The sequence below is a fragment of the Flavobacterium coralii genome, assembly GCF_019891545.1.
GTDB classification, from domain to species: domain Bacteria; phylum Bacteroidota; class Bacteroidia; order Flavobacteriales; family Flavobacteriaceae; genus Flavobacterium; species Flavobacterium coralii.
The window spans coordinates 172,590-196,486 of record NZ_JAHDIU010000004.1; the positions used below are offsets into that span (position 1 = coordinate 172,590).

Genomic DNA, 23,897 nt, shown 5'->3' on the forward strand with positions numbered 1-23,897 from the left:
CCTGCATTACTTAATTGAGAAGGTGGCAGTAAGTTTAAGGGCAAGGTTATCATTAAAACTGTCATAGACATAGCCCCCATAACGGTAAAAGGCACCCGCACCCAAGCCTAGATAACCTATGTTAAGGTAATTCATTTTTAACAGGTGATCGAGCTGCAGGCCTGTTTCAAGATAAAGCTTATCCTTTATTTTATAATCAAAATTTTGGGGGTTTTGAAATGCTGTGTTTTCCAGACTGCCCCACCCTATATTATTATGAACTGAAATGTGGGGCTGAAAGCTCCCTGCCTTGAATAACAGCCCGCCAAAATTATGGGTGGTAAACAGGTTAACATACCTGTCAGACAAAAACTCATAAGGCGTCATGGTCTGGAAGGTGTTTTTTATAATAACTTTTACATCATTATCATAGCTGCCTTCGCCTGTAAACAGCAACCCATACGGAAGTGGCTTATCTATGTAACCTGCCTCTGCCCTAAAGGTAGAGTTACCGAAATTCTTCGTAAAAAAAGTATGTTGTACTATTGCTTCTATCTTATTATAATTAAAATCGCCCTCAATAAATCCGCCAAGCCCGCGGGTATAGTTAACATACAGCACAGGATAAGGCAAACCTGTAGTAACACGCTGCCCGAAAGACTGCACAATTTTTTCCTTATAAGCAAACCGCATGCTTATACCCAGACTGGTATTGGTATAACGAAAGGTTTGCGGGTTCGTACCTGTAAATATATATTCATATTTAGGGGTAACTTTTGCATGGCTAAGGCTTACATTCCATTTGGTGTACCGGAGCGCCCTGAAAGCTGTAGTAAAGCTTTCTTCACGTATCCTGTCAAAGCGTGAGGCTATAACATTCCTGAAATCATAATAACTGAATTCAGGAAACTTAAATATATGTTCGCCAACCTCAACTATGTTGTCCTGGTATTTTAACCCTACTGTAAATTCATGCCGTTTTGAAAGCTCATAATTTAAAGAAGCTCCGTACTTCCACTCATAATCTTTGGTACCATAGCCAAAAAAGCCTCCTAATTCTACTTTTTCAAACAATCTTTCATTGGTATACGCCCCAAGCCCGAGCCTGAAACCTTCATACTTGTTATATACAAGGGTTTTGCCAATATCAATATCTAAAAATTTTACAGGAACCCTTCCCTTTACTATTTTTTCCATAAGAGTTAGCAACCCGTCAAAATTATTTTTTTGACCTATGCTGTCAATAACCCTGTATGTAGTGATATCTGAACTTTCAAGCGGCGTGTTACGCACATTAGCCCAGTAAATGCTGTCTTTTTTTGCTGCACCCTCTTTTATCCATACCGACTCCACCCTAAAATCTTTTTTATTAATGGGTGTATTTATAGCAACGGAATCTATATAACTTTTGCCCTGCACCATCATTCCCGAGCCGGGTTCAGGGTAGTTATTCAGTTCCATTGCATAATCAAGCTGCTGCGGAAACCAGTAGCCCTCGGGTGTATAAACATACTGCTGTTGTATGCGAAGGTCTATCTTACCTTTTTCATAAGGGGTTGCTGTTACATTTTGTATGGCATATTTATTTGTATTGATATACAAAAGCCCGGTTAGCCCTTCAAAATTCTTTCGTGGCAGTGGCTTATACGATATAACATATACCGTATCAAGGTTTGCATATAATGTATCCTGTAATGTAAAGCGGTATTTGTTAAGGCTGCCCCTGCTGACAGGGTTGAGGTAATTAACGTTTAGAAAGGGTATATTATCATCGTAAAAAGAAAATGGCTGCATATCAGTAGCTAAAGATGCAAATGAGGGATTGCGGAAACCCGATACTTTGGTAGCCAGTACCACCTCTTCACTGTTATCAGGGCTCACATAACGGCGTTCGGTTACAGACTCCATCATAAAAATATGCCCGTCTTTCAGTATGTTCTTAGCCTCTATACTGTCCTTCTGCTTACTGTTTTTCAGGTCAAACGTTACTTTGTTATAACAACGGTAGCTGAATGATGAAAGGTTCTCCGGGTTATTAGCATCTTTATTGGCTATCACTTTACGAATTATCCTGTTGGCAGGATTCTCGCCCGGAGTTATCACAACCTCATTCAGCTCATTAGCCGAAAACTGTAGTGCAATGGTAATATTCTGCGTATTACTACCTATGGGCATTACAACATCCTGATAGCCCACATAGCTGCATTTAAGTATAGTAACAGGTTTGGAAGAGTTGTACTGGAAGTTACCATTGATATCAGTAGTTATGCCCTGTTTTGGGTCGTTATTAAAAATAATACTCGCAAAAGCAAGCGGTTCTTTAGTAGCCTCATCTGTAACTTTACCGCTTATGCGCACTTGCCCGAAAAGCAATACAGGAAACAGGACGCACAATAACAGCAGGTACTTTTTGCAGCACATCTGTAATTCCATATAATAGATTATTTACTATCCGGAAACTAAAATATAAAAAAAGAGGGTTGCAAAAACTGCAACCCATAAATTATATATTAATTGTGTTACCAGCTACCGCCGGCACCACCACCACTAAAGCCACCACCACCAAAACCGCCGCCGAAGCCGCCGCCGCCAAAACCTCCTCTTCCGGAGCTTCCGCCACCGCCGCCAAAGCCACGGCCCAGGCTGCTAAGGATAATGATATCAGCAAGGTCTGAACCAAAACCGCCCCTTCGGCCTCCTCCACGGCCACCGCCGCCTCTTCTCGAAATGATGGATATGATAATGATTATGATGATAATTATCGGTAGCAGTATACTAAATATGTTAAGCTTTCCTTTCTTTTTAAAAGTACGGTCTTCTTTATACTTTCCTGAAAGTATATCTATTATAGCACTGGTTCCTTTATCAAGGCCTTTATAATAACTGCCTGCTTTAAATTCAGGTATTATAACATTGCGGGTAAGTTCGCCTATTATCCCCGCTGTTAGCCTGTCATCTAATCCATAACCCGGAGATATCCATATCTGGCGCTCTTTTTCGGCAAGTAATACCATTACCCCGTTATCTTTATCTTTTTGCCCTATACCCCATTTATGCGCCCATTCAGGTGTAAGTTGCCCTATACTCTCTCCTTTCAGGCTTTCAATAGTAACAATAACTATTTGCGTACTTGTAGTATCTGCATAGTTTACCAACTTTTGTTTCAGGCTGCTTTCTTCTGTTGCCGAAAGTATATCTGCATAGTCATAAACACTTGTCTGTTCAGATGGTACCTGTGGTATATCATATTGTGCGAATGCTGTTGTAACACACATTATAATGCTGAACAGCAACGCTATTTTTTTGTTAATATAAATCATTATGCTTTGGATATTGAATCAGGCAATTCATTAATATCACCTTTATCATCAAACGGAAAATATTTTTTAAGCCTTTCACCTGCACGCAGTATGCCGTTAATTAAGCCTGTTTTATATTCTCCTTTTTTAAATTCAGAGATAACTTCATCTTTGGTGCAATCCCAAAAATCATCTTCTACAACCTTATCTATGCCTTCATCTCCGATGATGGCAAAAGTATGGTCGGCAACACCCACATAAAAAAGCACACCGTTTCGGGCTGCGGTATTGGCCATGCCTAATTGCAGAAAAACCTCCTGTGCCCTTTCGAGCGGAGGTTTTTCTGAATGGTTTTCTATATGCACCCTTATTTCACCCGATGTGTTCTTTTCGGCTATACCAATGGCATTTACAATTTCCTTTTCGTCATCAGGGGTTAAAAAGTCTTTAAGTCCGGACATATTAATTAAAATCAAATTCTACATCAACAGGCTTATCAGCACCTTCAGATGAATTGAAAAACGCTTTTTCTTTATATTCTCCTAAAAGTATGGAGTTAGGAAAACGGAGTATATGGTTATTATACTCTTCTACCCTTTCATTATATCTTGTGCGTGCAGTACGTATTTCATTCTCGGTACTCGCAAGTTCATCCTGCAGCTTAAGGAAGTTCTGGTTGGATTTGAGTTCAGGATAACGCTCAACAGTAACATTACCAATAAGCTTATTAACCGACCCCATAAGGTTAGACTGCGCCCTGCTGAAAGCTTCTAACTGTTCAGGTGTTGCATCAGCAGCATTTACCTGTACAGAATTTGCTTTTGCCCTTGCTTCAATAACATCTGTCAACGTGCTTTTTTCAAAGTCTGCGGCTCCCTGTACTGTTTTTACAAGATTACCAATAAGGTCATTACGCCTTTGGTAAGAAGTCTCAACATCTCCCCAGGCTTTAGCTACTGCCTGGTTTTTACTTATTGCACCATTCTTAACACCTACCGACCAAAAAATACCGATAACTATAAAACCTATAATAATAATTACCGGAATAAGCCACTTTTTCATGTTTTGTTTATTGTTTAAAGTTCGTTTTTAATATTGATTAATGCTGTCTTTACAGCCTCTAATTTACGAATAATCTCGAATTTATCTAATGTTTTCTTCTGCCCTTCCTTAAGGTGCACCTTTGCCCCATCCAGCGTAAAGCCACGCTCTTTAACCAAATGGTATATCAGTTGCAGGTTCTTTACATCTTCGGGGGTAAACATGCGGTTGCCCTTGGCATTTTTTTTAGGCTTTAGTATATCAAACTCCTTATCCCAAAAACGGATAAGCGAGGCATTTACATTAAAAGCCTTTGCAAGTTCGCCAATAGTGTAATATCGTTTTTCGGGAAGGTTTAAATGCATTAGTCAAGCGATTGGTTTTCCTGGTTAGCTAATTTAGAAATTAAAACGTATTCTTTAGCAGAAATGTTACCGTAATAGAAGTTAACAGGGTTAATAACCTGCCCGTTTTTGTGCACCTCATAATGCAGGTGCGGTGCTTCGCTACGGCCTGTGCTGCCCACATAGCCTATAACATCGCCACGCTTAACACGCTGCCCTACTTTTGCTTTATATTTACTAAGGTGGGCATACAGTGTTTCATAGCCATAGCCATGTTTTATAACAATGTGGTTACCGTAGCCGGAGGCACGGTTATCGGCGCGGGTTATAACCCCGTCGCCCGTAGCATATATAGGCGTACCCGTTTTTGCTGAAAAGTCCATACCGGCATGAAACTTACGTATCTTGGTAAAAGGGTCGCTCCTGTACCCAAAGCCCGAGGCCACGTGGCGCAGGTCTTCATTCTTTACAGGTTGTATGGCAGGGATTGCCGAAAGCAGCTTTTCCTTATCCTTTGCCAGCTTAGCTATTTCGTCTAACGATTTGCTTTGCACAACCAGTTCTTTACTGATAATATCGAGCCTTTTTGTTGTGCTGATTACCAAATCAGAATTATTGTAACCTTCCAGTTCTTTATAACGGTTTACCCCGCCAAAACCGGCCTTGCGCTGTTCTTCGGGTATGGGCGATGTGTTAAAATATGCCCTGTACAGGTTGTTGTCGCGCTCCGCCACACCCGAAAGTACCTCTTCCACCTGATCCATCTTGCGGTTCAGTATCTCATAGCGTATCTTCATGTTCTCTATTTCGCGCGCCTGCAGTTTGTCTTTAGGCGTTTCAAAATAGGGCGTGTTAAGTAACACCACGAAACACAGGAAGCCAAACAGCCCCGAAGCCAGTACAAACAGGGCTATAACGCCTATTTTCCTGCCTTTTTTTACCTTGAGCTTACGGTAAGCTAATGTTTCGGGATCGTAATAATATTTTACCTTCGCCATGTTCTTAAATTATTCTATTTTTGCACCTTAACAAAAAAGTTGTTTAACAGCGCAAATTGAGAAACGGACAAATTTAATAATTGTTGCGGGTTTTTGTACACTATTTCTCAGTTTAAGCCATTAAACACTATTGCTGCAACCATAAAACAAAATTTATACCCAAATATGAAATCGCGGGATATCAGGAAACAGTTTTTAGATTTTTTTACAGAGAAAGGCCACCTTATCGTGCCCAGCGCACCTATTGTTACCAAAGATGACCCTACCCTTATGTTTAACAACTCGGGAATGGCGCAGTTTAAGGAGTACTTTTTAGGGAATGCAACTCCTAAAAGCAGGCGTATAGCCGATACCCAAAAGTGCCTTCGCGTTAGCGGTAAGCATAACGACTTAGAGGATGTGGGTTTTGATACCTACCACCATACTATGTTTGAAATGCTGGGTAACTGGAGCTTTGGCGACTACTTTAAAAAAGAAGCTATCAACTGGGCGTGGGAACTGCTTACCGAAGTATATAAAGTGCCTAAAGACATCCTTTATGTTACCGTGTTTGAAGGCAGCGAAGAAGAAAATGTGCCTTTTGACCAGGAAGCGTATGACATCTGGAAAACGCTGATAGATGAAGACCGCATTTTGATGGGTAACAAAAAAGATAATTTCTGGGAAATGGGCGACCAGGGTCCGTGCGGGCCGTGTTCGGAAATTCATGTTGATATACGTTCGGCAGAAGAAAAAGCATTAATACCAGGGCGTGAACTGATAAACAAAGACCACCCACAGGTGGTAGAGATATGGAATAACGTATTCATGGAGTTTAACCGCAAAGCGGACAGATCGCTTGAAAAGCTGCCTGCACAGCACGTAGATACCGGTATGGGCTTTGAGCGCCTTTGCATGGTACTACAGGGCGTGCAGAGTAATTATGACACCGATGTTTTTACTCCGCTGATTGAAAAGATAGAAAACCTTACCGGTAAAAAATATATTTCTAAAGCTGAAACCGATGAGCAGGAAAAGCTGAATATTGCCATAAGGGTGGTAGCCGACCACGTTAGGGCGGTGGCTTTTGCCATTGCCGACGGGCAATTGCCAAGCAATAACGGTGCAGGCTATGTTATCCGAAGGATATTGAGGAGGGCTATACGTTACGCCTTTACCTTCCTTGACAAGAAAGAGCCGTTTATATATGAGCTTGTTGCCGTGCTATCAGCGCAAATGGGCGAGTTTTTCCCGGAGATAAAATCACAGCAAAACCTTGTAACCAATGTTATCAGGGAAGAAGAAAACTCATTCCTGCGTACACTGGAGCAGGGGCTTCAGTTACTTGAAAATGTTGTAGCCGATACTAAAGGTAAAGAAATAGCAGGAGCGAAAGTATTTGAGCTTTATGACACATTTGGTTTTCCGGAAGATCTTACAGCCTTAATTTTAAAAGAAAAAGGCTACAGCTATGATAAAGCGGAGTTTGATGCTGAACTGAAAAAGCAGAAAGACCGTAGCCGTGCTGCCGGAGAGGTAGCGAAAGATGACTGGGTTACACTGGTTGATGGCAATACCGAAACATTTGTAGGCTATGACCACACAGAGAACGAGGTTAAAATTACCCGCTACCGCAAAGTAGAGTCTAAAAAAGACGGTACGCTATACCAGATAGTGTTAGATAACACTCCGTTTTACCCTGAAGGGGGCGGACAGGTTGGCGACAAAGGTGTATTAGTTTCAGCCAATGAAAATATTGAAGTGCTCGACACTAAAAAAGAGAATAACCTTATACTGCACATTACCCAAACCCTGCCTGAAAATGTAAATGCGCTTTTTACTGCTAAAGTTGACACACAACTGCGCGGCGAAGCGGCCCGTAACCACACGGCAACCCACCTGCTGCACCAGGCACTGCGTACTATACTGGGTACGCATGTAGAGCAGAAAGGCTCTTTGGTTAGCCCTAACTACCTGCGTTTCGACTTTTCGCACTTCAGTAAAGTTACTGATGAGGAACTAAAACAGGTAGAAGAATTTGTAAATGCGCGCATACAGGAGCAGCTTCCGCTGATAGAGCGCAGGAGCATACCTTTTAAGCAGGCAATAGAAGAAGGCGCTATGGCGCTGTTCGGTGAAAAATATGGCGATAATGTGCGCGCAATTAAGTTTGGCGAAAGCATGGAGCTTTGCGGTGGCATACATGTGCAGAACACTGCCGATATATGGCATTTTAAAATTATAAGTGAAAGCGCCGTGGCAGCAGGCATACGCCGTATTGAGGCTATAACAGGCGATGCTGTAAAAGAATATTTTGCCACACAGGAGCAAATACTGGAAGAGATAAAAGCAGCGCTTAAAAACCCTCAGGATACGCTGAAAGCGGTAAGTAACCTACAGGATGAAAACGCCAAACTTAAAAAACAAGTTGAGGCATTATTAAAAGATAAAGCTAAAAACCTGAAAGGTGAACTGGCCGCTGAACTGGAAGATATAAACGGCGTTAAATTCCTCGCTAAAAAAGTTGACCTTGATGCTAACGGCGCAAAAGACCTTGCTTATGAGCTGGGTAACTTAGGTAATAACCTGTTCCTCCTTTTGGCAACCGAACAGGATGGCAAGCCTATGCTTACCTGTTACATCAGTAAAGAACTGGCAGCAGAAAAAGGCCTTAATGCCGGGCAGGTAGTACGCGAACTTGGTAAGTACATTCAGGGCGGCGGCGGCGGACAGCCGTTCTTCGCCACCGCAGGGGGTAAAAACCCGGCGGGAATACCTGATGCGCTAAATGCTGCAAAAGAATTTATAAAATGATAATAGAGCCGCAGTTTACCTGCGGTTTTTATTTAATAATAAAATATATATTTGCAGCTAAAAAATAACTCCCTAACATTCAAAATTACTTATGAAAAAAATTTTCACAATGGCGGCAGTAGCCTTATTTATGATAACTTCATGCACTGGCGACGACGACAACAATACCAACAACAGCAATAGCGACGTTATTTTAGTTACTAAGATGGTAGAAACTGATGAGTTTGAGGATGAGTATATCTCAAATTATTTTTATGATGGTACTAAGGTAACTAAGATTACCCATAATGATGGTAGTGAACAAAGATTTACTTATACGGGCGACAAGCTTACCACTATTGAACATTATGAAGACGGCGATCTTATACAGCAGGATAACTTTACTTATAATGCTAGTGGTCAACTGGTAACATTTGTTATGCTTGATTATGATTTTGATTGGGGTACAAGAACAGAGTTTACCTACAACAACAATGGTACCGTTAATACTGCCGAGTACACAGGTAATACTGAAAATCAGGATTTATTTAATTATAACGGTACCCTGACCATTGTAGATAATAATATTGTAAGCATAAACAGTGGCGGAGAAACAATTACTTATACTTTTGATGATAAACGTGATCCTTTTAGCAATATAACTTCATATATGTCTGTTATCTATGCATATCAGGAAGGCGGCTTTAATAATGTTACCTCATATAACAGCTTTGACGAAAGCTCTACAATTACCTATACATATAATAATAGTAATTTCCCTGCAACTGCTGTTGAAGATTTTGGTGATGGAGAAACCTATACAACAGAGTTCTACTATAACAACTAATAAATGCAATTTACAACCCAAATACCGGTACCTGTAAGTAATCAGCAGATTGATTATAACAGCAGGTTAGTGTCTTTGGGTTCGTGTTTTGCTGTTAATATAGGCAGCAGGCTGGACTATTTTAAATTCAGGAATGTAACCAATCCGTTTGGTATCCTGTTCCACCCACTGGCGCTGCAAAAAGCTATCGGCTTCGCCCTGAATAATAAAACATTCAGTGAAGCTGATATTTTTTTTCATAATGAACGCTGGCAATGCTATAATGCACACAGCGATTTAAGCCATAATGATCCTGTCATACTCACAGAGCGTTTAAATAAGTCTAATGCACTGCTCAGGGAAGATCTGCTTAATGCCTCCCATATCATTATTACATTGGGTACAGCATGGGTATATCAACTTAATGCGACAGGTGAAACAGTTGCTAATTGCCATAAAGTACCCCAGCAACAATTTACAAAGTACCTGCTGTCGGTTAACGATATTAAGCAGAGCCTGGCAGCTATTATTGATTTGATTGCAAAGGCAAACCCAACTGCACAGCTAATTTTTACCATTTCACCCGTCAGGCATATTAAAGATGGCTTTACCGAAAACCAGCACAGCAAATCCAACCTTTTTTCTGCCTTGCAGGATGTGTTGCAATCGGGAAATTATTCTTCAGGAACTTTTTATTTTCCCTCCTACGAAATAATGATGGATGAATTACGGGATTACCGTTTTTATGCACAGGATATGATTCATCCTAACGATACAGCCATAGCTTATATATGGGAACGCTTCAAGGAAAGCTGTATTAAACCAGAAGCACTTACTGTAATGAAAGAGGTTGATGCTATACAAAAAGGACTTATGCACAGGCCTTTTAACCCTGAATCTGACCAACACAAAGATTTCCTCCGTAAACTTAGCGACAGGGCTGAAAAGCTCAATCAACAGTACCCGCACATTACATTTTAGGTAATTTATAACATGTTTCCTGAGTGCTTTTTCATAATTTTAAAGAAAAAGCCGAGAGCCGTGATTAAAAAAATACTCCTCTTTATTGCCGCCGCACTGGTTATTTTCCTGCTGTTCCGCTATTGCGAATTTAAAGATGATGAAACCACTGTTATAGAAGAAACCACGCTAATACAGCAGCAGATTAAAAACGTTGGTAAACTGGTAGTAACCGAAGGGCATTTTGCAGAAGTGCTGACATACAAAGACCGTCAAAAATATTTCCTGAATATACTTTCGGCTGAGAAAAAAGCATTGGTAGTAGTTAATGCTGATGTAACAGTTAGTTATGACCTAAGTAAGATGGAATATGACATTAATGAGGCTACTAAGACCATAACCATTAAAAACATACCCAAAGAAGAAATAAACATAAGCCCCGACCTTAAGTTTTATGATGTACAGCAAAATGGCTTTAATGAGTTTTCGGGAGAAGATTACAACAAAATAAACAGCACTGTAAAAGCTAACCTGAGAAAGAAGATAGAAAAGTCATCTTTAAAAACAAATGCACAAAACAGGCTGCTGAGCGAACTTTCCAAGATTTTGATACTTACTAACACTATGGGCTGGAAACTTCAATACAACGGTCAGCAGGTAAATAATGAAAGTATCAATGAAGTATTATTATAATAAAAAAGGAGCTTAAAGCCCCTTTTGTTTCTCACATGCAGTTATACTAGCTAACTGATTTTTCCTTGTCAAATATAAGTTCAAGTCCTCCATCAATAAGGTGTGCTACTTCCGGTCTTTGTGCCTTAACCCTGTCGAGGTGGGCAAGTACCTGCTGCAGCATACTTTCTTCTTTTTCTTTGTGTAGCAGTTCAGCTATTTCTACAGATAACAACCAATCTTTAGGATGGTTTTCGGTGAGCTGTGCAAAGGTTTCTTCAAGGCTTAGTGCAGCTTCTTTGCCGTCCCTTATGTTCCTGACGTTTTGGTACAGGTTTTCAAGCTCCTGCCTTTGTTCCGACTTTTTAGCCTTTATCGTTTTGCTTGACGGAACGTGTGTTATCAGGTCGAAGCTGTTAACATCTGCGGGGCCGGAGAAAGCCGAGATAACTTTCTTACCAACAGCCATATCATATATACCCCATTCCGGGCTAAACAGCACTTTATCATTATGTGTAACCGTACAATCTTTAAAGCTGATAAGGATGATTTTCCCCTGTAAATTACGAGTCCCGGTAATAATTTCCCCGCTCACGGTTATGTTGCCTTCAAACTCAAGTGTAACGCGCTCTCCTTCATAAATGGCATAAGCTTTAAGGTCGCGCGGGCTCATGTCCTCAATGGCAAGGTTAATGCCTTTAAGCTTCCCTACAGGGCTGCCAAAGCCTTCGGCGTGGTATGATGTACCGTGGCCCACCAGTTCTTTTTCGCGGTAAGCCAATGCTGTTGGGCCGGTTACCTGTATATAAACCGGCTTGCCTTCTTCCTCTATAACATTGGTAAACACTCCCGAAACCTGTAGCCCGGTGCTGAACTCTATTGTACCCAGTGCGTTAGACGCTATCAGTTTTTTTATACCTGAAAGACCGCCTGTGCGCAGTGCCATCTTGTTAGCAAATTCTTCAAGCACGAGGCTTAAATGTGCAAAATCAGGCGTAACAAAAAGCTGTGGCTGCGGCTTGGTTATATCAAAGCTTTGGTAGGCCGCATTAATATCATAGGGGAGTTTTTTTACATTGTCGGTCATGCACCAGGTGCTCTCACCAATAGAGGATAAAAGCCCTGCCCCATATATTTTAGGATTATCTACAGTACCTATAAGCCCGTACTCCACTGTCCACCAGTGCAGGTTCCTGATGAGTGCCATTTCAGATAATTCGCCCATATCGTTCTGCAACTCATCTACGCGCTTCTCAGCAGCTTCAATTTCTTCCTGTGGTGTGTCTTCGGCTTCTTTCAATATAGAAAGCAGCCTTATGGCCTCGTACATTTCATAATCGCGCGCTGATGATATGGCTTTACAGCCTATCTCGCCAAAACGGCGAAGGTACTCGGCATACTCAGGGTTAGCAATAATAGGTGCGTGCCCAGCCCCTTCATGAATGATATCCGGTGCGGGCGTATATTCAATATGCTCCAGCTGGCGGATATCAGAAGCTATGACAAGCACATTATATGCCTGAAACTCCATAAAGGCATTTGGCGGTATAAAGCCATCTACCGCAACGGCAGCCCAGCCAATTTCCTTCAGTATGCGGTTCATGCCATACATACTGGGTATGCTGTCTACTTCTATTCCTGTTTTTTTAAGCCCTTCCAGATAAGAACTGTGTGCCACACGGCTAAGGTAATCTACATTCTTGCGCATTACATACCGCCATACCGCCTGGTTTATGGATGTATAATCTTCATAATCCTGCGATTTGATAAATTGTTTCAGGTGCCCGGGCAGCCTGTCTATTAGCGGGTTGCTTTCTATATTTGCATTCATAGTATTACGCAATAGTTGTAATGTAAAATTACGAATTTCTCACAATTCACAATAATATGGTGGCAATATTATTTGTTATCAATCCTAAAAAAACCAATTACTAAAAAATAATCAAAATATGGCAAATAAAAAATCCCGATTGCCACTGCAACCGGGATCTTTAGATATAACCTGTATTTTAAAATCTTATCGCTTATCAGCAGGCTTAAACTCCCTGTGGGGTTCACCTACATAAACCTGCCTTGGGCGGCCTATAGGCTCTTTGTTTACACGCATCTCTTTCCATTGTGCAATCCAGCCCGGAAGGCGGCCAATAGCGAATAATACTGTAAACATTTCTGTTGGTATGCCCATTGCCCTGTAAATGATTCCTGAATAGAAATCTACGTTAGGGTAAAGGTTCCTTGATTTGAAGTACTCGTCCTGAAGGGCGCTTTCTTCAAGTTTTTTGGCAATGTTAAGTACCGGGTCTTCCACACCAAGTGAGCTAAGCACATCGTCTGCCGCTTTTTTGATGATCTTCGCCCTCGGGTCGAAGTTTTTGTAAACCCTGTGCCCAAAGCCCATAAGGCGGAAAGGATCGTTCTTATCTTTTGCTTTGGCAAGATACTTATCAGCATCTCCACCGTCTTTTTGTATTTCCTCAAGCATTTCAAGAACTGCCTGGTTAGCACCACCGTGAAGCGGGCCCCATAGTGCCGATACACCGGCAGATATAGAGGCAAACAGCCCGGCATGAGATGAACCTACCATACGCACTGTACTTGTAGAACAGTTTTGCTCGTGGTCGGCATGCAGTATAAACAGCTTGTCAAGCGCATCTACCACAACAGGGTTTGGCTTGTAAGGGCCTGTAGGCAATGCAAACATAAGCTGCATAAAGTTCTCTACATAACCTTTGGTGTTATCATAGTAGTTTAACGGGTAGCCCATAGCTTTCCTGTATGTCCAGGTAGCTATAACAAGGAATTTACCCATTGTTTTGCACACTGCCTCATACATCTCCTTATCATTGGCAACGTTAACCGATTTTGGGTTAAAAGCCGTAAGGGCACTTGTTAATGAAGCAAGCACACCCATTGGGTGGGCTGTTTTAGGGAAGCCGTCGATGATGTTTTTCATCTCCTCATGAACAAGGGTGTACTTCCTTATTGTATTTTCAAACTTTTCAAGCTCGGCAGCTGTTGGCAGTTCGCCAAAAATTAACAGGTAAGAAACCTCAAGGAAGTTTGACTTAGAGGCAAGGTCTTCTATGCTGTAACCCCTGTACCTTAGTATGCCCTGCTCGCCATCAAGAAAAGTAATTGCACTCTGGCATGATCCTGAATTTTTATAACCCGGATCCAGGGTTATGGCGCCTGTTTCCCCGCGCAGTTTTTCAATATCAATGGCAACCTCGTTTTCGGTCCCCACCACAACAGGGAACTCATATTTTTTGCCATCAATCTCCAATGTAGCTATATTTGACATGTTGGTAGTGATGTTATAATGATTGTAAAATAATAATTCCTGCGAATTTAATAAATTAGAATTTATTTATGAAGAAAAGTACTTATTAAAATCGTTAATTCTGCATATAAATAACAAAAGTCGATACCCGTTGGTATCGACTTTTGACAATTTTATAATGATTTATCCTTTTTAGGATAAAATTTAAAAGTTTATTGCTTAACCAGTTTCAGTACACTACTGCCTTTTTCAGTAGTAATTTTCACAAAATACAGACCGGACTGCCTCGCTGAAACATCTAAAACAGACGACTGACCCGAATATAAAAGCCTGCCCTGCGCATCATAAAGCTCTGCCTGTAGTACAGTATGTTGCGTTTCTATATTTACAACATCTGTTGCAGGGTTAGGGTAAAGCAGCACATCATTATTTACTTCAAAATCAGGTGTACTTAGCGCTGTAAAAGCCGTTTGTGCTTCGTTTGTCTGTACAGGAGCATTATAATCAAAATAAACAGACGACTGCTGCATTACGACGTCATTTTCCTGCAATGTGCTTACTGTTTTTATTTTAAACAGCAGGCTGCCTTTACCATTTACCGGAAGGTTTATATCGCCGAAATAAAACTCTGCCTCGTTACCTTTAATCCTGGTCTGTACGGTGTGGCTTGCATACATCAGTTGCAGCGAGCTGATATCAAACTGTTCGGGATTAATGCTATTTTTTATCATAACAAATCCGGCAGAAGTTGTTCCCGTATTCTGGAAGTTTACGCTATAATACAGGTACTCCCCTATCCTGCTTATATGTTCAAAATCTCCCTGCAGGCAGGTAATCTCTAAAGGGTCATATACGTCTGCCACTACCTGTTTAAAAGTAAAGTTATTATCTTCTATGGTTTCATCTCCTGCAACAGGCGCCTGGCTAACGCTGAAGGTAATCTCATCCCCTGCATTAACGGCAGGCTCATCAGCAGGGCTGTTAAGGCTTAACGTTGCAAATACACTTCTCGACTGAAAGGGCTGCAAATCAGTATAGTCCCATGTTATAGAACCGGGAGAGGCGCTAAGCGGGATATTAGACTGTACGAAATCGAAAATATCAGCATCATACGTAAGCGTAAAATGACCTGATACAACCTGGTTGCCTTTGTTCCTGCATACTACACGGTAGGTGGCATTAGAACCGGGCACTGCATCACCTACAGGATAAACAACTACCTCTACATCGGTATGGGTGCCGTTTGCGGCTACGCAAAAATCCTGTTGGGTAATACTGCTGTTCTCTTCATCAAAAGTAATTGTAGCCTCATTTGGTGTAAGTGTAAACCACTCCTGGTTCTCCAATTGGGGTGTAACAATAAAATTACCTGCGCCTGTAAAAAACACATAGCCCCCCTGCGTACTGCTAAAGGTATTACTGCCATCAGCACCACCTGCCATGCCTATACCTGTAATACCTGTAACGCCATCTGCCTCATCACAACCGTTACTGTCGGCATCAAAAGAAAATACTCCTGTAATAGCATTTTTAGCCCCGCCCGGCGCAAATGAACAATAGCTGCTTGTAAACATGTGGGTATTAAATTCATTCGGCTCGGGTAGTAAGATTTCATTGCCCTCGTCAATGCAAACATACAGCGGGTTCTCCGCATCCGATTCGAGGTCAAGATTCAGTGAGTTATATGCTTCAACGCCGTTTTTAAGATTCAGGTATTTTGGGCCGGATGCCAAATTAAAATCAAGCAATAGCGACTCGAGCATAGTGCATCCGCTTAAATCAAGCTCCGAAGGCCCTTCGGTGTGTCCCGTAATATCAATATACGTGAGTACAGGCTTTTCATCAAAAATTACTACAGGTGCTACCGGCGAATTATTAATGGCTACATATTGCAAACCCGCACAAGCCGTCAGGTTATACTCCGCAACTGGCACACTTGTAATGTTCAATGTTTCTAAACCTGTCAACTGCAAAAAGTCTATTGCATCTATAGCCGTATTTGCCAGCACAAGGCTTTTTAAGCCCGTTAACCCGGTAACATCAAGAGCTTCGTTAACAAAAAAACTATCAGCAATGGTCAAACTCTCAAGCGCTGAAAGCCCTTGTATGTTTAAGATGTTTACACCTGCTGCTGCACCTGCATTTATAAAAGTAAGGTCTTCAAGGTTTGTAAGTGCGGTCAGTTCAATTGTTGTATTGAGTGCATTACAATATTCAAAAAACAGGCTGCGCAAATTGGTAAAAGCCTCTATACCCGTTATAGAAGCCATTTCTCCGGTTATGGTTAATTCCCAGACTGCTTCCGCTTCTTCAATTTGTATTTCGTTATCATCATTGGCATCTATAACTACAGGGTTACCCTCTGCATCTGTACCCGATGCTTCTAATAAAAACTGTTTAAATGCTGTATCGGGAATATCAACATTTTGTGCATTAGCAGCTATACCGCCTATTAAAATGAGTGAAAGAAGTAATTTTATTTTCATAGACAATTTGTTGAGATAGATTTTACAGCAGCTAATATAAAGCTAATTTTGCTATTTATTTGCGATTGAAAGTTAACGAACAAAGAAGAATTAACGAGCGGCAAACGTTACTTTTGTCTTAAGCTGAAATAATTATGAGAAAAATAAAACTGATATGGGATTTTAGGGGGCCTGCAGCAGCAAAGACAGCCGAGCACCACGAAAAACATTTAAAAGAGTATATCGCTATTGAAAAGCTGCCACTGAATATTACCGGATTTGATATCATCAATGATATGCATGCTACCGCTTGGATGGTGGTAACAGATGAACACATGATAACCGTGCGCGATGCACTAAAACCGCACAGAGGGGAAGTAGCCTCTTAAAAGCCCCCTAACCCCCAAAGGGGGAATCAGAAAACAGTAGCAGTAAACAGCAGACAGAAAAAAACCTGCAAAATGCAGGTTTCTTTTATCTGTTAACTGTAAGCGGAATACTGTATACTATAATTAATTCGCCACCTCGCTAATAAACTTAATACGCATCAGCCTTAGCTCTTCGGTATCATAATCGCCGTCAAACTCTTTAAGGGCATCTTTTATATTATCAGATTCCGACTCCATGAAATAATCGTGTATTTCTTCCTGCTGGTCGTCATCCAGTATTTCGTCTATCCAGTATTTTATATTAAGGCGCGTGCCTGAATATACTATCTGCTCCATTTCTTTAAGCAGGGCATCCATATCAAGCCCTTTAGCCCTCGCAATATCATTAAGCGGCAGCTTGCGGTCTATATTCTGTATAATATACAGCTTAAGCCCCGAGTTAGCCCCTGTTGATTTCACCACAAGATCGTCCGGCCTTACAATATCGTTATCTTCTACATAACGGGCAATCAGGTCAACAAACTCTTTACCGTATTTCTTTGCCTTGCCCTCGCCTACACCGTGAACGCCGCTTAGCTCCTCTACGCTGGTAGGGTACTTAAGCGCCATATCTTCCAGCGACGGGTCCTGAAAAACCACAAATGGCGGTACTCCGAGTTTTTTTGCCACTTTTTTACGAAGGTCTCTCAGCATACCTGTAAGCACCTCATCAGATGTGCCTGATGATTTGGATGCCGTAACAGTTGTTTCCTCATCATTTTCATTATAGTCATGGTCTTCGCTCATCATGAACGACACCGGCGATGATATAAATGATTCACCTTTACCGGTAAGTTTGATAACGCCGTAAGATTCTATATCTTTAGAGAGATAACCTTCTACAAGCACCTGCCTTAGCAGTGCCATCCAGTATTTTTCATCGTGAGCGGCACCTTTTCCAAAAAATGGCTGGGCGTCAGTTTTATGCGATTTTATTACCGCGTTTACCTTACCAATAAGGGTAAAAATAATTTCTTTTGCTTTATACAACTGGCGGGTATCCCTGACGGTTTCAAGCAGCATAACCACTTCGTCTTTGGCTTCCACCTTCTTTTTAGGATTACGCACGTTGTCATCCATATCAGCGCCCTCTCCTGTCTCCTCGTCAAACTCTTCACCAAAATAGTGCAGCAGGAACTTTCTGCGAGACATAGAGGTTTCGGCATAGGCCACCACCTCCTGTAATAATGCATACCCTATTTCCTGCTCAGCTATCGGCTTGCCGCTCATAAACTTTTCGAGCTTCTCTATATCTTTATAAGAATAATAAGCAAGGCAATGCCCTTCTCCGCCATCGCGGCCTGCACGGCCTGTTTCCTGATAGTAGCTTTCTAATGATTTTGGTATATCGTGGTGTATTACAAACCTTACATCAGGTTTATCTATACCCATACCAAAAGCAATAGTAGCCACTACCACATCTACATCTTCCATCAGGAACATATCCTGGTGCTTTGCCCTTGTTTTAGCATCAAGCCCTGCGTGGTAAGGCACGGCACTAATGCCGTTTACCTGCAATACCTGTGCTATCTCCTCCACCTTTTTACGGCTAAGGCAGTATATTACACCTGATTTGCCCTTATGCTGGCGGATGAAGCGTATAATGTCTGATTCTACGTTTTTTGTCTTGGTACGTACCTCATAATACAGGTTCGGCCTGTTAAACGATGCCTTATATACATCGGCATCGGTCATATCAAGATTTTTAAGTATATCTTCCTGCACCTTTGGGGTAGCGGTAGCTGTAAGGCCGATTATTGGTACATCCCCCAGTTGTTTTATAATACTGCGCAGGTTGCGGTACTCCGGGCGGAAATCATGCCCCCACTCAGATATACAATGCGCTTCGTCTATCGCAACAAAAGAAAGCGGAACACCTTTCAGGAAATTTACATATTCTTCTTTGGTAAGCGATTCGGGTGCTACATATAAAAGTTTGGTTATACCCGATGTAATATCGTTTTTAACCTGGTTAACCTCGGTTTTGGTAAGCGATGAGTTAAGCACGTGTGCCACACCGTTTTCTGACGAAAGGCTGCGTATGGCATCAACCTGGTTTTTCATTAGCGCTATAAGCGGAGACACCACAATTGCGGTACCTTCTAAAACGAGCGCGGGCAACTGGTAACATAAAGACTTACCACCGCCTGTAGGCATTATCACAAAGGTATTGCGGCCCGAAATTATACTGCGAACAACATCTTCCTGGAGGCCTTTGAAATTGTTAAAACCAAAATATTTTTTTAACTCTTTGTGTAAGTCAATTTCGGTTGATTTCATTATTTATTAATCCTATATTTACATAAATTTGCAGAACCTAAAGATACAAAAATCTTTAATACCCGCAACTTTTTAAACACGTATAAAGTTTGATAAATACCGACTCCATACTGGCTTCCGCCAAAAAAACCATACTTTCTGAAAGCGAGAGCATTGCCGCCCTTACCCAGTATCTTGACAACGATTTTGCCAGTGCGGTGCAAACTGTTTACAACACAAAAGGCAGGGTTGTGGTAACAGGCATAGGCAAAAGCGCCATTATTGCCTCTAAAATTGTTGCCACACTTAACTCTACCGGAACACCTTCGTTATTCCTGCACGCAGCAGAAGCCATTCACGGCGACCTTGGTATAGTTCAGCCCGGAGATGTGGTAATATGCATCTCTAAAAGCGGCAACAGCCCCGAGATTAAAGTGCTGGCTCCGTTATTAAAACGCTACGGCAACATACTTATTGGCATGACAGCCAACAAAAATTCTTTCCTTGCGAAAGAATCCGATTTTGTAATGCATGCGTATGTTGATAATGAGGCCTGCCCAAACAACCTTGCGCCTACCAACAGCACAACGGCACAGCTTGTAATGGGCGATGCCCTTGCGGTATGCCTGATGGAAATGCGTGGCTTTACAGCCGAAGATTTTGCTAAGTACCACCCCGGTGGTGCGCTGGGTAAAAAGCTGCTGCTTCGTGTGGGCGATATGCTTGATGATACCCATAAGCCACAGGTAACCCCTGACTGCAGCATTAAAAAGGCAATTGTGGAGATTAGTGAAAAAAGGCTTGGCGTTACGGCGGTTGTAGAAGATAATAGAATAGTAGGTATTATAACGGATGGCGACATAAGGAGGATGCTTAACGACCGTGATAATATTGCGGGTGTAACGGCTGCTGATATTATGACAGCCAACCCAAAAACCATTCGTACCACAGACCTTGCAACAGATGCACTTAACCGGATGGAGAACTTTGCCATTACGCAACTTGTAGTGGCAGATGAGGGCGAATATAAAGGCATACTGCACCTGCACGATATATTAAAAGAAGGAATAGTATAACATGGCAAAAAGAGTAAAGAAAGAAGCCGGTGATATGTCGTTTATGGATCACCTTGAAGAACTGAGGTGGTTACTGATAAGAAGCACAATTGCCATTGTTATTGGCGGCCTTGTTGCCTACAGCTTCAGCGACTTTATATTTGATGAAATTATATTTGCACCCAAAAGCGGCGACTTTATTACCTATCGTATTTTTTGCGATATAGCTACAAAATATGACCTTGACAAAAGCTTTTGTATGGATGAGCTGCCGTTCGAAATACAAAGCCGCACGCTCGACGGGCAGTTCAGCACCGATTTATGGACGGCTGTAACCGCAGGTTTTATACTTGCCTTCCCTTTTATACTTTGGGAGTTCTGGAAATTTATAAGACCGGCGCTATATGACAATGAGCGTAAGTATGCCATTGCATTTCTGTTCTCAACATCCATATTATTCTTTTTAGGAGTACTGTTCGGGTACTACCTTATCACCCCACTTTCACTTAACTTTTTGGGCAACTACCGCATTAGCAGTATCGTAAAAAATGATATAGACCTTCAGTCATATATAAGCGTGATAAAAACCACTGCTATTTCCTGCGGGCTCGTTTTTGAACTGCCCATAGTAATGTACTTCCTTTCCAAGCTTGGGCTGGTTACTGCTGCAACCATGCGCAATTTCAGGAGGTATGCATACGTTATTATGCTTGTAATTGCTGCTGTGGTTACCCCGCCGGATGTAGTTAGCCAGTTGATTGTAACCATACCGTTGGTTATACTGTATGAAATGAGCATACTTATTGCATCGAGAATGAACCGCACACCTAAAACATCTTAAGAATTATGGCAGACCTTGTACAGGACTTTAACGATTACCGCAGCAGGATGAACGACAAGTTGCTGGCGGATAATAATAAGATTATTAAGCGTATCTTTAACCTTGACACCAATGCCTATATGGAGGGTGCGCTTGATGTTAAAACAAAAGAACTGCTTGGCCTTGTGGCTTCGGCAGTACTGCGCTGCGACGATTGCATTAAGTATCATCTGGAAACCAGCTACAAAGAAGGATTAACCAAAGAGCAGGTAGTAGAAGCACTGGGAATTGCAACACTTGTGGGCGGTACAATTGTAATACCGCATTTAAGGCGTGCTTATGAATTTTGGGAAGCACTGGAAAGCCACTACGGTGCCGGCAATGCCGAATAAAACAACAGGATAATGATTTTAAGAGCTGATAACTTAGTTAAGACATATAAAGGCCGTAGTGTTGTAAAAGGCATATCGGTAGAGGTAAGGCAGGGAGAGATTGTAGGACTGCTTGGCCCTAACGGTGCCGGTAAAACCACTTCTTTTTACATGATTGTAGGGCTTGTAAAGCCTAATAGTGGTAACATTTACCTTGATGATATGGAAATCACTGATTTCCCAATGTACAAAAGGGCTCAGCACGGTATTGGCTATCTTGCGCAGGAAGCTTCCGTGTTTAGGAAACTGAGTATAGAAGATAATATACTTAGCGTATTGCAGCTGACTAAATTATCTAAAAAAGAGCAGGAAGCCAAAATGGAATCGCTTATTGATGAATTCTCGCTAAACCATATCCGTACTAACCGTGGCGACCTGTTATCGGGTGGCGAAAGACGCCGTACCGAGATTGCACGTGCACTGGCTACCGACCCTAAATTTATACTCCTTGACGAACCTTTTGCGGGCGTTGACCCGGTAGCGGTGGAAGATATACAGCGTATTGTGGCACAGCTTAAAGATAAAAACATAGGCATACTTATAACCGACCACAACGTACAGGAAACGCTTGCTATTACCGATAAAACCTACCTTATGTTTGAAGGCGGTATCTTAAAAGCCGGCATACCCGAAGAACTGGTGCAGGATGAAATGGTACGAAAAGTTTACCTTGGGCAAAACTTTGAGCTCCGTAAAAAGAAACTTGATTTTCAGCAACGAAACCAGCCATCTAACGTACCGGACGAAGAGAATTTTTAATTATTTGTTTGTTTTTCTTCCAATAATTCTTTCAGTGCTATTTTAGCATCTGGAACAATATTCTCGTTATCGAGTTTGCTTTGTATTTGCTTTAAGGAGAGGTTTTTGAATTGCTTCCTGAAAAAATCAACATTACTATTCTCGGATAAATTCTCTACAGCTTTATCGTTTCCTGTAAATAATTCCTTCAGCTCGTGGTAACGAACCAGCAAGAGCATTAATAGCAAGAGAAACGGTATAATACTGACAGATCCGAACATTATATCAAATACTGTTGAAACTACTATCAAGCCAAATGATAATAACGCTAAGATAAGTACTACTATTACTATAGTGAACTTATTGTAATATCTCAATGAAACAGTTGCTGTTACAGCTCCTAAAATTCCTAAAATAAACTGAAGAGAATAATGTGGATTAAAAATTACTGAAAAAGTGATACTTATCCACAATAGTATAATTAAAGCAATCTCAATTTTTAATCTTTTAATCTGCATTTTTTTAATCTTAATTTATTCAAATATAAATTAAATCCAACAAACATGCTCTTTCTGTAAAACTTGATTTTTAAGAATTTATTTATACTAATTCTAATTACGAAACCGTTATAGTGATATATTTCATTAATAACCAACAAAATCATCTTATTATGTCAAAAGTCAGTGTTTTCGATCAGGGATGGATAGACCTTGTTTTTGAGGGACGCAATAAAGCTTACGGAGCCTATAAACTGCGTATGGAAGAATCTAAAACAACGGTATTTGCACTCATTACAGGTATTGCCCTGCTGCTATCATTAATGGGCATACCTGCTGCTATAAATTATTTCATCCCGGCACCTGTTGCCGATAATGTACCGCTTGATAAAGATATAGAGCTAACAGATATTGTTATACCGGTAGAAAAATTAGTAACTGAAGAGCCTAAACCGATTGAGCAACAGCAACAGGCAGCACCAGCTCCTAAAGAGCCTTCACAAACGGTAGCATTCAGGCCTTTACAGCCTACTTCTGCTCCAATAGTAGAGCCGGTGCCGACACAAGCCACACTGCAACAAAGTAACGTGGGCAGCACTACAAGCCCAGGAGACGGCAGTAATGACTTTAGTACAGGTGTTACAAGCTCGACCGGCGGAGAAGGCACAGGCACGACAGATGGTGAGGATGATAATACTGTGCATGCGGATGTAGCGCTTGATGAAGCACCTATGTTTCCGGGAGGGCTGGAAAAGTTTTATAAAAAAGTAGGTGATGCATTTAACGTACCCGAAATTGGCACCAGTACTACTATAAAGGTGTTTGTATCTTTTGTTGTAGAGAAAGACGGCAGCATGAGTAACATAAAGGTTGTACGCGACCCGGGTTATGGCGCAGGTAAAGAAGCTATCAGGGTTTTAAAATCGATAAAAACGCACTGGAAGCCTGGCAAACTTCGCGGAAAGCCCGTAAGGACAGCTTATAATTTACCTATAACCATAAATGTAAGATAATAAAAACACTAAAGGCTCCT

General features: G+C 41.4%; 21 protein-coding genes. 10 read left to right on the forward strand and 11 right to left on the reverse strand.

Features of this window, described 5'->3' with window-relative positions; all coding sequences use genetic code 11:
• Positions 1 to 6 precede the first annotated feature (6 nt).
• The 6 genes from KJK34_RS08205 to KJK34_RS08230 all read right to left on the reverse strand — a co-directional run bounded on the left by KJK34_RS08205 (position 7) and on the right by KJK34_RS08230 (position 5,661).
• The gene (locus KJK34_RS08205) at positions 7 to 2,412 is read right to left on the reverse strand and encodes a DUF5686 and carboxypeptidase-like regulatory domain-containing protein (RefSeq protein WP_223053382.1); all 2,406 of its coding nucleotides are present in this window, start codon (positions 2,410 to 2,412) and stop codon (positions 7 to 9) included.
• 86 nt (positions 2,413 to 2,498) lie between these two features.
• Complete coding sequence (locus KJK34_RS08210; RefSeq protein WP_223053383.1) at positions 2,499 to 3,299, reverse strand: TPM domain-containing protein; 801 nt, start codon at positions 3,297 to 3,299, stop codon at positions 2,499 to 2,501.
• Positions 3,299 to 3,739: a TPM domain-containing protein gene (locus KJK34_RS08215; RefSeq protein ID WP_223053384.1), complete on the reverse strand. Its 441-nt coding sequence runs from the start codon at positions 3,737 to 3,739 to the stop codon at positions 3,299 to 3,301. The genes KJK34_RS08210 and KJK34_RS08215 overlap by 1 nt, the downstream gene beginning before the upstream one ends.
• Position 3,740: 1 nt before the next feature.
• On the reverse strand, positions 3,741 to 4,340 hold the full coding sequence (locus KJK34_RS08220) for a LemA family protein (RefSeq protein WP_223053385.1): 600 nt from the start codon (positions 4,338 to 4,340) through the stop codon (positions 3,741 to 3,743).
• 14 nt (positions 4,341 to 4,354) lie between these two features.
• The gene (locus KJK34_RS08225; protein ID WP_223053386.1) at positions 4,355 to 4,684 is read right to left on the reverse strand and encodes a MerR family transcriptional regulator; all 330 of its coding nucleotides are present in this window, start codon (positions 4,682 to 4,684) and stop codon (positions 4,355 to 4,357) included.
• The gene (locus tag KJK34_RS08230) at positions 4,684 to 5,661 is read right to left on the reverse strand and encodes a M23 family metallopeptidase (protein WP_223053387.1); all 978 of its coding nucleotides are present in this window, start codon (positions 5,659 to 5,661) and stop codon (positions 4,684 to 4,686) included. The genes KJK34_RS08225 and KJK34_RS08230 overlap by 1 nt, the downstream gene beginning before the upstream one ends.
• 165 nt (positions 5,662 to 5,826) lie before the next feature.
• On the opposite strand from KJK34_RS08230, the gene alaS reads away from it, so the two are divergent.
• The 4 genes from alaS (at position 5,827) to KJK34_RS08250 (ending at position 10,912) form a co-directional block, all read left to right on the forward strand.
• Positions 5,827 to 8,454: an alanine--tRNA ligase gene (gene alaS / locus KJK34_RS08235; protein WP_223053388.1), complete on the forward strand. Its 2,628-nt coding sequence runs from the start codon at positions 5,827 to 5,829 to the stop codon at positions 8,452 to 8,454.
• A 91-nt stretch (positions 8,455 to 8,545) separates the two neighbouring features.
• Positions 8,546 to 9,280, forward strand: coding sequence for a hypothetical protein (locus KJK34_RS08240; protein ID WP_223053389.1), 735 nt, complete (start codon positions 8,546 to 8,548; stop codon positions 9,278 to 9,280).
• 3 nt (positions 9,281 to 9,283) lie between these two features.
• Positions 9,284 to 10,240 (forward strand): GSCFA domain-containing protein, encoded by a 957-nt coding sequence (locus KJK34_RS08245; protein WP_223053390.1) that lies wholly within the window; start codon positions 9,284 to 9,286, stop codon positions 10,238 to 10,240.
• A gap of 60 nt (positions 10,241 to 10,300) precedes the next feature.
• Positions 10,301 to 10,912 (forward strand): DUF4230 domain-containing protein, encoded by a 612-nt coding sequence (locus KJK34_RS08250; protein WP_317196876.1) that lies wholly within the window; start codon positions 10,301 to 10,303, stop codon positions 10,910 to 10,912.
• Between the two features lie 46 nt (positions 10,913 to 10,958).
• Here the strand turns inward: KJK34_RS08250 and KJK34_RS08255 are convergent, their stop codons facing one another.
• The 3 genes from KJK34_RS08255 to KJK34_RS08265 all read right to left on the reverse strand — a co-directional run bounded on the left by KJK34_RS08255 (position 10,959) and on the right by KJK34_RS08265 (position 16,657).
• Complete coding sequence (locus KJK34_RS08255; protein ID WP_223053392.1) at positions 10,959 to 12,722, reverse strand: aromatic amino acid hydroxylase; 1,764 nt, start codon at positions 12,720 to 12,722, stop codon at positions 10,959 to 10,961.
• Between the two features lie 186 nt (positions 12,723 to 12,908).
• Positions 12,909 to 14,192 carry a citrate synthase gene (locus KJK34_RS08260; RefSeq protein ID WP_223053393.1) on the reverse strand — a complete coding sequence of 428 codons (1,284 nt, stop codon included), beginning with the start codon at positions 14,190 to 14,192 and terminating at the stop codon, positions 12,909 to 12,911.
• 191 nt (positions 14,193 to 14,383) lie between these two features.
• Positions 14,384 to 16,657 carry a DUF7619 domain-containing protein gene (locus KJK34_RS08265; RefSeq protein WP_223053394.1) on the reverse strand — a complete coding sequence of 758 codons (2,274 nt, stop codon included), beginning with the start codon at positions 16,655 to 16,657 and terminating at the stop codon, positions 14,384 to 14,386.
• Positions 16,658 to 16,788: 131 nt separating this feature from the next.
• On the opposite strand from KJK34_RS08265, the gene KJK34_RS08270 reads away from it, so the two are divergent.
• Entirely contained in the window at positions 16,789 to 17,025 is a 237-nt protein-coding gene (locus KJK34_RS08270) for a hypothetical protein (RefSeq protein ID WP_223053589.1), read from the forward strand.
• A gap of 123 nt (positions 17,026 to 17,148) precedes the next feature.
• On the opposite strand, the gene recQ is transcribed toward KJK34_RS08270, so the two are convergent.
• Entirely contained in the window at positions 17,149 to 19,344 is a 2,196-nt protein-coding gene (gene recQ / locus KJK34_RS08275) for a DNA helicase RecQ (RefSeq protein WP_223053395.1), read from the reverse strand.
• A gap of 89 nt (positions 19,345 to 19,433) precedes the next feature.
• Between recQ and KJK34_RS08280 the strand changes: the two genes are divergently transcribed.
• The 4 genes from KJK34_RS08280 to lptB are packed head-to-tail and all read left to right on the forward strand — an operon-like array spanning position 19,434 to position 22,388.
• Positions 19,434 to 20,399, forward strand: a complete 966-nt coding sequence (locus KJK34_RS08280; RefSeq protein WP_223053396.1) for a KpsF/GutQ family sugar-phosphate isomerase — start codon at positions 19,434 to 19,436, stop codon at positions 20,397 to 20,399.
• Position 20,400: 1 nt separating this feature from the next.
• Entirely contained in the window at positions 20,401 to 21,219 is an 819-nt protein-coding gene (tatC, locus tag KJK34_RS08285) for a twin-arginine translocase subunit TatC (protein ID WP_236937614.1), read from the forward strand.
• Positions 21,220 to 21,224: 5 nt separating this feature from the next.
• Positions 21,225 to 21,590 (forward strand): carboxymuconolactone decarboxylase family protein, encoded by a 366-nt coding sequence (locus KJK34_RS08290; protein ID WP_223053397.1) that lies wholly within the window; start codon positions 21,225 to 21,227, stop codon positions 21,588 to 21,590.
• A 12-nt stretch (positions 21,591 to 21,602) separates the two neighbouring features.
• A complete protein-coding gene (lptB, locus tag KJK34_RS08295) occupies positions 21,603 to 22,388 on the forward strand; it encodes an LPS export ABC transporter ATP-binding protein (protein WP_223053398.1) in 786 nt (261 codons plus the stop codon).
• On the opposite strand, the gene KJK34_RS08300 is transcribed toward lptB, so the two are convergent.
• Complete coding sequence (locus KJK34_RS08300) at positions 22,385 to 22,885, reverse strand: hypothetical protein (protein ID WP_223053399.1); 501 nt, start codon at positions 22,883 to 22,885, stop codon at positions 22,385 to 22,387. The two genes, lptB and KJK34_RS08300, sit on opposite strands and share 4 nt — an antisense overlap.
• Before the next feature lie 152 nt (positions 22,886 to 23,037).
• On the opposite strand from KJK34_RS08300, the gene KJK34_RS08305 reads away from it, so the two are divergent.
• A complete protein-coding gene (locus KJK34_RS08305) occupies positions 23,038 to 23,877 on the forward strand; it encodes an energy transducer TonB (protein WP_223053400.1) in 840 nt (279 codons plus the stop codon).
• The last annotated feature ends 20 nt before the right edge of the window (positions 23,878 to 23,897 follow it).

Excerpts from the sequence above, each read along its gene's own strand:
- KJK34_RS08230 (WP_223053387.1), bottom strand. The coding sequence starts at position 5,661 with ATGGCGAAGGTAAAATATTATTACGATCCCGAAACATTAGCTTACCGT.
- KJK34_RS08290 (WP_223053397.1), top strand. The coding sequence starts at position 21,225 with ATGGCAGACCTTGTACAGGACTTTAACGATTACCGCAGCAGGATGAAC.
- KJK34_RS08205 (WP_223053382.1), bottom strand. The coding sequence starts at position 2,412 with ATGGAATTACAGATGTGCTGCAAAAAGTACCTGCTGTTATTGTGCGTC.
- KJK34_RS08240 (WP_223053389.1), top strand. The coding sequence starts at position 8,546 with ATGAAAAAAATTTTCACAATGGCGGCAGTAGCCTTATTTATGATAACT.
- KJK34_RS08245 (WP_223053390.1), top strand. The coding sequence starts at position 9,284 with ATGCAATTTACAACCCAAATACCGGTACCTGTAAGTAATCAGCAGATT.
- KJK34_RS08260 (WP_223053393.1), bottom strand. The coding sequence starts at position 14,192 with ATGTCAAATATAGCTACATTGGAGATTGATGGCAAAAAATATGAGTTC.
- tatC (WP_236937614.1), top strand. The coding sequence starts at position 20,401 with ATGGCAAAAAGAGTAAAGAAAGAAGCCGGTGATATGTCGTTTATGGAT.
- alaS (WP_223053388.1), top strand. The coding sequence starts at position 5,827 with ATGAAATCGCGGGATATCAGGAAACAGTTTTTAGATTTTTTTACAGAG.
- KJK34_RS08215 (WP_223053384.1), bottom strand. The coding sequence starts at position 3,739 with ATGTCCGGACTTAAAGACTTTTTAACCCCTGATGACGAAAAGGAAATT.
- recQ (WP_223053395.1), bottom strand. The coding sequence starts at position 19,344 with ATGAAATCAACCGAAATTGACTTACACAAAGAGTTAAAAAAATATTTT.
- KJK34_RS08300 (WP_223053399.1), bottom strand. The coding sequence starts at position 22,885 with ATGCAGATTAAAAGATTAAAAATTGAGATTGCTTTAATTATACTATTG.
- KJK34_RS08255 (WP_223053392.1), bottom strand. The coding sequence starts at position 12,722 with ATGAATGCAAATATAGAAAGCAACCCGCTAATAGACAGGCTGCCCGGG.
- KJK34_RS08305 (WP_223053400.1), top strand. The coding sequence starts at position 23,038 with ATGTCAAAAGTCAGTGTTTTCGATCAGGGATGGATAGACCTTGTTTTT.
- lptB (WP_223053398.1), top strand. The coding sequence starts at position 21,603 with ATGATTTTAAGAGCTGATAACTTAGTTAAGACATATAAAGGCCGTAGT.
- KJK34_RS08225 (WP_223053386.1), bottom strand. The coding sequence starts at position 4,684 with ATGCATTTAAACCTTCCCGAAAAACGATATTACACTATTGGCGAACTT.
- KJK34_RS08265 (WP_223053394.1), bottom strand. The coding sequence starts at position 16,657 with ATGAAAATAAAATTACTTCTTTCACTCATTTTAATAGGCGGTATAGCT.
- KJK34_RS08210 (WP_223053383.1), bottom strand. The coding sequence starts at position 3,299 with ATGATTTATATTAACAAAAAAATAGCGTTGCTGTTCAGCATTATAATG.
- KJK34_RS08220 (WP_223053385.1), bottom strand. The coding sequence starts at position 4,340 with ATGAAAAAGTGGCTTATTCCGGTAATTATTATTATAGGTTTTATAGTT.